At 51.5% G+C, this 11,223-nt stretch carries 13 protein-coding genes; 12 read left to right on the top strand and 1 reads right to left on the bottom strand.

Annotated elements, in window-relative coordinates:
- The 8 genes from ACTHPA_RS01410 to ACTHPA_RS01375 form a co-directional block, all read left to right on the top strand.
- On the top strand, positions 1 to 786 hold a 786-nt coding region (locus ACTHPA_RS01410; protein WP_440498269.1), incomplete at its 5' end, for a bifunctional adenosylcobinamide kinase/adenosylcobinamide-phosphate guanylyltransferase.
- The gene (locus ACTHPA_RS01405) at positions 783 to 1,613 is read left to right on the top strand and encodes a cobyric acid synthase (protein WP_440498268.1); all 831 of its coding nucleotides are present in this window, start codon (positions 783 to 785) and stop codon (positions 1,611 to 1,613) included. The genes ACTHPA_RS01410 and ACTHPA_RS01405, both read left to right, overlap by 4 nt.
- 1 nt (position 1,614) lies before the next feature.
- Positions 1,615 to 2,379: an adenosylcobinamide-GDP ribazoletransferase gene (cobS, locus tag ACTHPA_RS01400; RefSeq protein ID WP_440498267.1), complete on the top strand. Its 765-nt coding sequence runs from the start codon at positions 1,615 to 1,617 to the stop codon at positions 2,377 to 2,379.
- Positions 2,352 to 2,948 carry a histidine phosphatase family protein gene (locus ACTHPA_RS01395; RefSeq protein ID WP_440498266.1) on the top strand — a complete coding sequence of 199 codons (597 nt, stop codon included), beginning with the start codon at positions 2,352 to 2,354 and terminating at the stop codon, positions 2,946 to 2,948. The genes cobS and ACTHPA_RS01395 overlap by 28 nt, the downstream gene beginning before the upstream one ends.
- On the top strand, positions 2,900 to 3,298 hold the full coding sequence (locus ACTHPA_RS01390) for a bifunctional adenosylcobinamide kinase/adenosylcobinamide-phosphate guanylyltransferase (RefSeq protein ID WP_440498265.1): 399 nt from the start codon (positions 2,900 to 2,902) through the stop codon (positions 3,296 to 3,298). Before ACTHPA_RS01395 ends, ACTHPA_RS01390 begins: the two co-directional genes overlap by 49 nt.
- A complete protein-coding gene (locus ACTHPA_RS01385; RefSeq protein ID WP_440498264.1) occupies positions 3,295 to 3,888 on the top strand; it encodes a cob(I)yrinic acid a,c-diamide adenosyltransferase in 594 nt (197 codons plus the stop codon). The genes ACTHPA_RS01390 and ACTHPA_RS01385 overlap by 4 nt, the downstream gene beginning before the upstream one ends.
- A 1-nt stretch (position 3,889) precedes the next feature.
- Positions 3,890 to 4,375, top strand: coding sequence for an ECF transporter S component (locus tag ACTHPA_RS01380; RefSeq protein WP_440498263.1), 486 nt, complete (start codon positions 3,890 to 3,892; stop codon positions 4,373 to 4,375).
- Positions 4,372 to 5,073, top strand: coding sequence for a hypothetical protein (locus ACTHPA_RS01375; protein ID WP_440498262.1), 702 nt, complete (start codon positions 4,372 to 4,374; stop codon positions 5,071 to 5,073). The genes ACTHPA_RS01380 and ACTHPA_RS01375 overlap by 4 nt, the downstream gene beginning before the upstream one ends.
- Here the strand turns inward: ACTHPA_RS01375 and ACTHPA_RS01370 are convergent.
- Positions 5,031 to 5,243: a hypothetical protein gene (locus tag ACTHPA_RS01370; protein ID WP_440498261.1), complete on the bottom strand. Its 213-nt coding sequence runs from the start codon at positions 5,241 to 5,243 to the stop codon at positions 5,031 to 5,033. The two genes, ACTHPA_RS01375 and ACTHPA_RS01370, sit on opposite strands and share 43 nt — an antisense overlap.
- Before the next feature lie 258 nt (positions 5,244 to 5,501).
- On the opposite strand from ACTHPA_RS01370, the gene ACTHPA_RS01365 reads away from it, so the two are divergent.
- The 4 genes from ACTHPA_RS01365 (at position 5,502) to ACTHPA_RS01350 (ending at position 11,220) form a co-directional block, all read left to right on the top strand.
- On the top strand, positions 5,502 to 7,652 hold the full coding sequence (locus ACTHPA_RS01365) for a (Fe-S)-binding protein (protein ID WP_440498260.1): 2,151 nt from the start codon (positions 5,502 to 5,504) through the stop codon (positions 7,650 to 7,652).
- A gap of 181 nt (positions 7,653 to 7,833) precedes the next feature.
- Complete coding sequence (locus ACTHPA_RS01360) at positions 7,834 to 9,021, top strand: acetyl-CoA C-acetyltransferase (protein WP_440498259.1); 1,188 nt, start codon at positions 7,834 to 7,836, stop codon at positions 9,019 to 9,021.
- Between the two features lie 24 nt (positions 9,022 to 9,045).
- Positions 9,046 to 9,897: a 3-hydroxybutyryl-CoA dehydrogenase gene (locus tag ACTHPA_RS01355; protein ID WP_440498258.1), complete on the top strand. Its 852-nt coding sequence runs from the start codon at positions 9,046 to 9,048 to the stop codon at positions 9,895 to 9,897.
- A 186-nt stretch (positions 9,898 to 10,083) separates the two neighbouring features.
- Complete coding sequence (locus ACTHPA_RS01350) at positions 10,084 to 11,220, top strand: acyl-CoA dehydrogenase (protein WP_440498257.1); 1,137 nt, start codon at positions 10,084 to 10,086, stop codon at positions 11,218 to 11,220.
- Positions 11,221 to 11,223: the final 3 nt, after the last annotated feature.

The raw sequence follows: 11,223 nt of genomic DNA, 5'->3' as shown, positions 1-11,223 counted from the left end.
GCTCAAGAAACCGTTTCCGCGCTCAACAGAAGCGGACTCGCGCTCAAGAAACCGTTTCCGCGCTCAACAGAAGCGGACTCGCGCTCAAGAAACCGTTTCCGCGCTCAACAGAAGCGGATTCGCGCTCAAGAAACCGTTTCCGCGCTCAAAACAAGCGAGGATGCGCTCAAAATAGGTAAGGAAAGGTGGTCCAATTTCATGGGAGGGAAACTGACGTTCATTAGCGGCGGCGTGCGGAGCGGCAAAAGTGCATTCGCGGAGAAGGTGCTCGTTGAAGACGCCGCAAATTGCGGCGGCAGGCTCGTCTATATCGCTTCCGGTCGCGCGGTCGATAAGGAAATGGAGCAGCGGATTGAAAAGCATAAGCTGGACCGGGCGCACGCGAGCTGGACGACGATTGAACAGCCGGTCGACTTTGCCGGAGCCTTGCCGTTCATTCAACCAAACGATTTCGTCCTATGGGATTGCTTAACGACGTGGCTGGCGAACGAACTATACGAGGAACAGGACGGTACATACTGCATCCATAAGGAAGGGTGCATGGAACAAAAAGCAGTTCAGCTACTCGAAACCGTAGAAAAACTTCGAAACAGGGGAGCGCATTTCATCATCGTTTCAAATGAAGTGCTGGACGAACCAACCTCAATGTACGAAGAGACACAAACATACTGCAAGTGGATCGGCAAGTTGCATCAACATCTCGTCAGCTTAAGCGATGACGCGATTGAGATGGACTACGGGCTGCCGCTTTATTGGAAAAAGGAAGGGCAGGTGGCTGTGCGATGAAAGGGATCATGGTGATGGGAACGGCTTCAGATGTCGGAAAGACGATGATCTGCACGGCGTTATGCCGGCTGCTTTCAGACGAAGGGATGCGGGTCGCCCCATTCAAATCGCAGAACATGTCGCGATTTTCCGCAACGACGGAAGACGGGAAAGAGATGAGCCGGGCGCAGTTTTTGCAGGCGGAAGCGGCGCGGACGAAACCTGTCATCGAAATGAATCCAATTTTGTTGAAGCCGTTGGGCAATATGAAATCGGATGTCCGATTTTTCGGAGAGACGTTCGAAGCGGTGGATGGAATGGAATACCGGACGCAGTTTTTCGACCGTGCTCTACAAGCAATCCGGACTTCGCTTGATCGGCTAGCGGACTCGTTTGACATACTCGTCATTGAAGGAGCGGGAAGTCCTGCCGAAGTGAACTTGAACGATCGGGAAATTGTCAATATGCGTATGGCGGATATGGCGGACGTTCCTGTGCTGCTCGTCGCGGATATCGACAGGGGCGGCGCGATCGCTTCGATTGTCGGGACGCTTCAATTGCTGGCGCCGGAGCACCGGACCCGCGTAAAAGGGATCCTCATCAATAAATTCCACGGGGACGCCGCTTTATTCCAGGAAGGTGTCGACTTTATCGAATCATACACCGGCATTCGCGTCGTCGGGGTCATTCCGCATAAGATGAATCACGGGATCGAAGAGGAAGACGTGGACCGGCCGATGACTGAGGCGCCGGCCGGAACGGATGTATACGATGCTTGGGCGGAACATGTGAAAGCGCATGTCGATTGGCCGTTCGTCCTGTCGGTCATCGCGGGGCAGGTGGACTGATGTGAACGGATTGTTGCTCGCACTTCAATTTTTCACGTCCATCCCAATCCGGAAAGAACTGCCGATGGAACGGAAAGACGTGACGGGCATGTATGTCGCCTTGCCGTTTGTCGGGGGGCTCATCGGACTTGCGATGTTTGGTGTTGCGATGCTCTTTGTGGACGTTATCGGCACAGGCTCGCTGCTTGCCGCGGTTTTCGTCGTCGTGGCAGGCATCGCGCTGACGGGCGGCCTGCATTTGGATGGTTTCGCTGACATGGGAGACGCGTTTTTTTCGTATCGCGATCGTGAAAAACGGTTGGAAATTTTAGACGATCCGCGGATCGGCGCGTTCGGTACGATGGCACTCGTCCTGTTGGTCATTGTGAAAATCGCTTTGTTTCAAGAATTGCTTCATCGCAACGGCGTGCTGCTGCCGTACTTTATCGCTGTCCCGTTACTGGCACGTGCCGGCATGAACGTCTACTTTTCAACGACGCGCCTTGCGAAGGAGAAAGGAATTGCGCACTTCTTCAAGGAGAAACTGGCAACGGGTACGTTGAATGCGTCGTCGTTCGGCATAGGACTTGCGGTTGCCATTGCACTTGGATTTGTCCTTCATTCCAATATTTTGCCTGTCGTTTTCCTTATTGTTGTAAGTGGAGCTGTATTCCTTTTCAGAAGTTGGTCGTTGAAGCATTTCGGCGGCGTTTCGGGTGACTTATGCGGGGCGTTCATCGAAGGGACGGAGGCGTTGTTATGGCTAGCGATCATCATTTGTATTTGATTCGGCACTTGCCGACGTTTGGAAACCGCGAGAAGAAATATATCGGGTGGACGGATGAGCCGATGGAACCGATGAGCGATATGGCTCGGACAATTCCGATGCCTGAAAGCGGAATCGTTTATGGGAGCGATCTGCAGAGGGCGAGGCAAAGTGCGGCGTTGTTAATGCCTGGTTCGTCCTATATAGCAGATGCAAGATTGCGTGAATGCCATTTCGGCGATTTTGAAGGGAAAACGTATGCCGACCTTGAAATGGATAAGGACTACCGGAACTGGCTCGATGATCCGCATATGTTTGCACCGCGTGGCGGGGAAAGCCTTGCGGACGTAGAGCGTCGTGTAATGGATGCATTGATTTCATTGCCGAATGGAGCTGTTGTCGTCACGCATGGCGGCCCAATCCGTATTGCGCTTACGAAATTTTCACCTGCCCTACGGGATTTCTGGTCATGGCAAATTCCGCACAGGTCGGTTTGGAAGTTCGAATGGCGCAATCACAATGAAATGAAGGAGGGCAAGCGATGCGTATCATTGTCGGAGGTGCCCATAACGGGAAAAGGGAGTATGTGAGAAGGATGCTTGCAAATGTTCCGCATCAATGGCTCGATTGTTCCGTCGGTAGGTTGGAATTTCCGGCAGATGTGACGGTCGTCATCGATCGTATCGAGCAATGGCTTGCGCAGACGGAACTGCCTGAAGCCGATGCGGTGGAATTCATATTGAAATCGATCGGAGGCAAGGACGTCATTTTCATTTTGACCGACATCGGACGGGGCATCGTGCCGATGGATGCAGAACAGCGGAAGCTGCGCGATGCTTGCGGCAGGCTGTATCAGCGGTTGATGGCGCAGGCGGATGACGTCACGAGGATTTGGTACGGGCTTGCACAAACATTGAAGAAAAGGGGAGAAAGCATATGAAAATCTATACGAAAACCGGAGATAAAGGGAAAACGAGCCTAATTGGGGGCCGAGTTGACAAAGACAGTGCCCGCATTGAAGCGTACGGGACGATGGATGAATTGAACTCGTTCATCGGGAAAGCGATGACGGAGCTTGAAGGCGATAGGTTCACGGATTTGCTTGCGGATTTGGAAGCGATTCAGAATGAATTATTCGACGGCGGCGGAGATTTGGCAAATGTCATGAAAGAACGCCATTACAAGCTGACAGAAGAGCCGATCGAAGTGCTTGAGAAGAGGATCGACGAGTTGATGGAAGAAGCGCCGCCGCTTGAGAAATTCATACTACCCGGTGGATCTCCTGCTGCCGCGACGTTGCATATCGCGCGTACGGTGACGCGCCGTGCGGAACGGTTGACGGTGACGTTGATGAAAGCGGAGGAAGATGTGCCGGCGACTGTTCAAAAGTACTTGAACCGCCTATCGGATTATCTTTTCGTCGCGGCACGCATCGTCAATGCGCGTCTTGGCGTTCCTGATAATGAATACGTCCGCAGTGCAAAAGTGTTCCGGACGGGTAAAGAGAAAGCGGAAAAGAAAGAGGATTGACATGAAACTTAGAAAAATTACGCTCACCGCTTTATTTGCTGCACTTTGCGCGGTGGGCGGATTCATTAAAATTCCGTCCGGCGTCGGCTCTTTAGCGCTTGATACGGTACCGGCACTGCTTGCGGCATCTTTCTTGCCGCCCGTGCTCGTCGGAGCCGCTTCGATGACGGGCCATCTCGCGTCCGCGATGTACGCGGGCTTTCCGCTCGGTCCATTCCATATCCTGATCGCGATTGAAATGATGATCATCCTTTATGTTTTCACGCGTCTCCATCAAGCGGGACACCACTCCACAAAGTGGGTGTTCTTCATTGTTGCGAACGGGTTGCTTGCACCGCTGCCATTTTATTTTCTCGTGTCGCCAGCGTTTTTTGTTGGGGCGGTGCCTGCAATATTATTGGCAACAGTCATGAATGCTGTAGTAGCGGCAGTTGTCATGCCGGTACTTTCTAAAGCGGCAAGCGGCAGATTTGGGATTGTCCGATGAGAAATGCAATTATGCTCGGCGATGGATTCGTTGTCACGACGGATAATTCGGGCGGCATCGGGGAGAAGCCGCAAGACGTTGTCGCGGTTCCGGATCAAGTGACGGCACATTTCGCCGCCCGCGTTGCGTTGCTTGAGCAGTGGGCTGCGCAGGCGGATCCGATTTCCGTACTTATTCACAATTTTACCGGACCGGACAGCTGGGAGTCTTACGTGGCAGGAGTGGAAGATGTTTTCCGGGACGCCGGGCTTGAAATTCCTGTAATCTCAGGCAGCACGGAAACGAATATGGAGCTCATACAATCGGCGGTTGCCGTCACGATGATCGGGAGGCAGCGGCTTGTTGAGGAAATTGGTAGGCTGGATTGGTACGTCTACGGCATTCCGCTTGTCGGGAATGAAGTGCTCGAGAGAAGGAGCGAAATCGCATCGCTTCGGCTAATCAAGGATGCGATGGACGATGGGTTGATTCAAAAAATCTGGCCGGTCGGTTCGCAAGGGATTCTTGCGGAATACAGAAGGTTGATGGGGGATCCCCAGATCGAAATTGAAACGGATGTCGATATTCATTCATCGGCAGGACCTTCAACATCGGTGCTTCTCGGCATTGACGCCCATGCTATCAAAAAAGCCCGTCAGTTGTTTGTTGGATCCCTTTATAAGATCAATGAAATTAACAGTTTTCGGGATGGAATATGACCGGAAGCTGTTTTTGATGTTGAAACAAACACACCTGCGTCCAAAACAAGCATCCTCGCGTCCAAAGCGAGTCCCCCAGCGTCCAAAACAAGCATCCTCGCGTCCAAAGCGCATCCCGCGTCCAAAACAAGCATCCTCGCGTCTAAACGCGCCCCCTGCGTCCAAAACAAGCATCCTCGCGTCTAAAGCGCCCCCCTGCGCTCAAAGCAAGCACCCTAGCGTCTAAAGTGCATCCACACAAGCCCTATGTAATCTCCCTCATGTCAATAAACTCACATTCTTAATGCTCTAAAAATTATCCCTACATAAAAATTTACGTTGACTGAATGCTCATTCATAACTTAGACTATGAAATAGAACATCGACACAATACTTATTTTCTACTACACTATTCATAACGTTCCGATAAGGGAAGGAGAGAATATAAGATGAATGCTTTATTGATAGCCAATTGGGTTCTTTTCTTGGCGGTTGTGGCATATGCGCTTGCATTGTTCACGTATTTGATCAAGACACGGGTCGAATTCATAAAGCTTGGGCGGAAGGAAGAGTTCGACAATAATGTATCCCGCCGTCTGAAAGAAGTTTGGGTGAATGTGTTCGGGCAGAAAAAGCTATTGAAGGATAAGAAAAGTGGAGCGATCCACGTCATGTTCTTCTATGGATTCCTGCTCGTCCAATTTGGGGCGATCGACCTCATCTGGAAAGGGCTGAAGCCTGGATCGCATTTACCATTTGGGCCGATTTACGGCGGATTCACGTTTTTCCAGGAAATCGTTGTAGCTGTCATTTTGGTCGCGGTCGTCTGGGCGTTTCAACGTCGTTATGTTGAAAAGCTTGTCCGCTTGAAGCGAGGCTGGAAATCAGGGCTCGTCCTTATTTTCATCGGCACGCTGATGGTGTCGACGCTCGTATCCAATGGCATGAACATGATTTGGCAAGGGCATGAACCGACGTGGACAGAGCCTATGGCGTCTGCAATTGCAAGCGTTTTCAGCTTCATGAGCCCGACAGCCGCTGCAGTCGTATTCTTCATCGCTTGGTGGATTCACTTGCTGACATTGCTTACATTCCTCGTGTACGTGCCGCAATCAAAGCATGCGCACTTGATCGCAGGTCCTGTCAATACGTATATGATGCGTTTTGACCGTAGAGGCAAGCTTGCGCCGATCGACTTCGAAGCGCTTGAAGAAGCGGAAGACGAAGATGATATGCCTGCGCTCGGAGTAGGCAAAATCACCGATTTCACGCAAAAGCAGATGATCGACTTCTACGCATGCGTGGAATGTGGACGCTGTACGAATATGTGTCCAGCAACCGGGACGGGCAAGATGCTGTCTCCGATGGATTTGATTACAAAACTACGTGACAATCTGACGAATACAGGTGCACTCGTTACGAAGAAACAGCCGTGGGTGCCGACATTTGCTTTCGGAAACACGAAAGGGAATCAAATTGCATTGGCTGCAGGTTTGGAAGGCGCGACGCTCGACGATATTTACAACCCATCCCTCATCGGCGATGTGATCACTGAAGAGGAAATTTGGGCATGTACGACGTGCCGTAACTGTGAAGACCAATGTCCGGTCATGAACGAGCATGTCGACAAAATTATCGACCTCCGCCGTTATCTCGTCATGACGGAAGGGAAGATGGATGCGGATGCGCAGCGTGCGATGACGAATATCGAACGCCAAGGGAATCCGTGGGGGCTTAACCGAAAAGAGAAGGAGAACTGGCGCGACGCACGTCCGGATCTTCATATTCCGACAGTGAAGGAAATGAAGAAGGCGGATGAAGAATTCGAATTCCTATTCTGGGTCGGCTCAATGGGTGCTTTCGACAATCGTTCGCAAAAGATTGCACTCGCATTTGCGCATCTTATGAACGAAGCGGGCGTCAAATTCGCCATCCTTGGGAATAAAGAGAAGAACTCCGGTGATACACCGAGACGTTTAGGGAATGAGTTTTTATTCCAAGAACTTGCAACATCGAATATCGACGAATTTGAAAAGGCAGGCGTCAAAAAAATCGTCACGATCGACCCGCATGCATATAATATTTTTAAGAACGAATATCCGGATTTCGGCTTCAAGGCGGAAGTGCTCCACCATACCGAAATGCTGTATGACCTTGTCATGCAAGGGAAGCTGAAGCCAGTGCATGAAATCAATGAAACGATCACGTTCCATGACTCATGCTACCTCGGAAGATATAACGATGTGTACGATGCACCGCGAGAAATCCTCAAAGCGATTCCGGGCGTCAACCTTGTGGAGATGAAGCGGAACCGCCAGGACGGCATGTGCTGCGGAGCGGGCGGCGGACTCATGTGGATGGAAGAGGATACCGGCCACCGCGTCAACGTTGCGCGTACGGAACAGGCGATGGAAGTGAGCCCAGGCATCATTTCCTCTGGATGTCCTTACTGCTTGACGATGCTTTCAGACGGTACGAAAGCAATCGAAGTGGAAGACAAAGTCGGCACGTACGACATCGCAGAATTGCTCGAGCGTTCTATTTTCGGCGGAGACTTCCAACCGGCAGTCGTGGAGGAAGAAGAGCCGATTCTTCAGTAAAGTATATTGCGAGAGTTTGGAAAGAACGATATAATTAAGAAAATTGGGAGCGTAAAAGCTTCATGAAAAAAGGGGAGTCTACGTGCTCCCTTTTTTTTCGAACAGTCACCGAGCGAGCGTTCAGTCATCGCTCTCTGCAGTAAAATGAAAACGTTATCATGCTGAAATGGAGGAGAAGGGAATGGGAAAAACAGTCATCTTGGACGGGGCACGTACGCCGTTCGGAAAGTTTGGCGGTGCTTTATCCACAAAAACAGCTAGTGATCTAGGCGGAATTGCCATTAAGGAAGCATTGAAACGGTCGGGTGTGAAAGAAGAGGAAGTCGATGAAGTGATCATCGGAACGGTGCTGCAAGCGGGGCAGGGGCAAATCCCTTCGAGGCAGGCGGCAGTGAAGGCGGGGCTTCCATGGTCCGTGAAAACCGAGACGGTGAATAAAGTATGCGCATCTGGCATGCGCAGTGTCACGCTCGGGGACCAGCTCATCCGGCTCGGGGACGAAGAAGTAATCGTTGCGGGCGGCATGGAATCGATGTCGAACGCGCCATATTATTTGCCGAAAGGGCGATTCGGATTGAAGATGGGCGATGCTCCTTTGGTCGACGGCATGATCTATGACGGCCTGTCCTGTTCATTTTCACCGGAACGCGTCCATATGGGGACGTATGGCAACGGTACGGCGAGCGAGTTTTCATTGACACGCGAAATGCAGGACGAATGGTCGCTGCGCAGTCACGAACGGGCGAATGCAGCGATTGACGAAGGGAAATTTGCGGAGGAAATCGTCGCGGTGGAAATTCCGCAGCGGAAAGGGGACCCGGTCGTCGTCGATACGGACGAAGCGCCGCGTCGCGATACGTCTCTCGAATCGCTTGCGAAACTGCGTCCTGCATTCGGCAACGACGGTACGATCACGGCAGGTAACGCGCCAGGCGTCAATGACGGGGCGTGTGCACTCGTCCTCATGAATGAAGAACGTGCATTGAAGGAAGGGAAAAAACCTCTCGCAACGATTATCGGTCACGCCGAAGTCGCCATCGAGCCGGAAAACTTCCCGCAGACGCCAGGCCTCGTCATTAATGAATTGCTGAAGAAGACGGGCAAAGAATTGAAGGACATTGATTTAGTTGAAATAAACGAAGCTTTCGCGGCAGTCGCTCTCGCAAGCTCGCAAATCGCGGGCCTCGATCCTGAAAAAGTGAATGTCAACGGTGGAGCAGTCGCACTTGGCCATCCGATCGGCGCAAGCGGAGCACGGATCATCTTGACGCTCGCTTACGAACTGAAACGTCGCGGAGGCGGCATCGGGATTGCAGCGATCTGTTCAGGCGGTGGGCAAGGCGACGCGATTATGATTGAAGTGGAATAAATGCGGAGACGGAGGAACTTCATTATGGAAATCAAAAAAGTGATGGTCATCGGAGCTGGGCAAATGGGCGGGGGCATCGCCCAAGTGTGTGCGCAAGCCGGTTTCGACGTGAAATTGAACGATATAAAAGAGGAGTCCTATGAGAAAGGGCTTGCGGTCATTGCGAAAAATCTTTCCCGTAACGTCGAAAAAGAGCGCATGACGGAAGATGAAAAAACGCAAGTCCTCGGGCGCATTACAAAGTCGCTCGATCTAGAGGACGCACACGACGTCGACATCGTCATCGAGGCGGCGGTCGAAAATATGGACATTAAGAAATCAATCTTTGTGAAGCTTGATGGGATTGCACCAGCACATGCCATCCTCGCAACAAATACATCATCCCTTCCGATTACGGAAATCGCAGCGGCGACGAATCGTCCGGAAAACGTCATCGGCATGCATTATATGAACCCGGTGCCCGTCATGAAGCTCGTTGAAATTATTCGCGGGCTTGCGACGTCCGATGAAGTGTATCAGGCTGTCGAGGACATGACTCGTAAACTATCGAAAACGCCTGTTGAAGTGAATGACTTCCCGGGATTCGTCGCGAACCGCGTCCTTATGCCGATGATCAATGAGGCGATCTACACGCTGTATGAAGGCGTTGCATCGAAGGAAGCGATCGATGAAGTGATGAAGCTTGGCATGAACCACCCGATGGGACCGTTGCAATTGGCTGATTTCATCGGACTCGACACATGCCTGTACATTATGGAAACGCTCCACGAAGGGTTTGGCGACTCGAAATACCGTCCTTGCCCGCTGCTTCGAAAGTATGTCAATGCAGGCTGGCTCGGCAAAAAATCCGGCCGCGGCTTCTATGAATATTCATAATGTGAAGAGCGCTTGATAAGTCTAAGGTCATTAAATGACGATAACTTGCGGAAGTTGACCGATAAAATTGTGAACTTGACCGATATTCGATCGTATATGACCGATAAAATTGTGAACTTGACCGATAACTCACCGGATTTGACCGATAACAAGCGAATAGTACGTTAAGTAAAGGAGTTAATTCCAATGAATTTAACATTCACCGAAGAACAGCAGATGATGCGCACGATGGTGAGGGATTTTGCGAAATCGGAAATCGAGCCGTTCATTCCACGGATGGAAGCGGGGGAGTTTCCGCGTGAAATCTTAAAGAAAATGGGCGAGCTTGGATTGATGGGCATTACCGTTCCTGAAAAATATGGCGGCTCCGAGATGGACTTTGTTTCTTATATCATCGCCATCCACGAACTGTCAAAAGTGAGCGCGGTCATGGGCGTCATTCTTTCCGTCCACACATCCGTCGGCACGAACCCGATCATGTATTTCGGCAATGAAGAGCAGAAAAACCGCTACTTGCCGAAAATGGCGTCTGGCGAATACTTAGGTGCGTTCTGCCTGACAGAGCCTGGAGCAGGATCGGACGCCGGCTCATTGAAAACGAAAGCTGTGAACAAAGGCGATCATTACGTACTGAACGGCTCGAAAGTGTTCATTACGAACGGCGGGGAGGCGGACGTGTATATCGTCTTCGCCTCAACCGATCCGTCGCAAGGGACGTACGGCATTACAGGCTTCATCGTCGATAAAGACACCCCGGGCTTGATCATCGGAAAAGATGAAGAAAAGATGGGCCTTCATGGATCGCGAACCGTGCAGCTTACATTCGAAGATATGAAAGTGCCCGCGGAGAACCGTCTCGGTGAAGAGGGAGAGGGTTTCAAAATCGCAATGGCGAACCTCGACGTCGGCCGGATCGGCATCGCAGCACAGGCGCTCGGCATCGGTGAAGCGGCGCTCGAAGCGGCTACATCATATGCGAAGGAGCGCGTACAGTTCGGGAAACCGATCGTTGCGAACCAAGGAGTCGGCTTCAAATTAGCGGACATGGCGACCGCATCCGAAGCATCGAGACTCCTCGTCTACCGCGCCGCTCAACTTCGCGCTGAAGGAAAGCCATGCGGCCAAGAGGCATCGATGGCGAAATTGTTCGCGTCACAAACCGCAATGGATAATGCAATCGAGGCGGTCCAAATTTTTGGCGGCTACGGCTACACCGAAGATTACCCGGTCGAACGCTACTTCCGCGACGCCAAAGTAACGCAAATCTACGAAGGCACAAGCGAAATCCAACGCATCGTCATCAATAAGCATTTAACGAAGTGAAAA

The sequence above is a fragment of the Sporosarcina sp. SAFN-015 genome, assembly GCF_051966875.1.
In the GTDB taxonomy this organism is placed as follows: domain Bacteria; phylum Bacillota; class Bacilli; order Bacillales_A; family Planococcaceae; genus Sporosarcina.
Note: the sequence above shows the minus strand (reverse complement) of the source record. Positions and strands in the feature narration are given on the sequence as shown.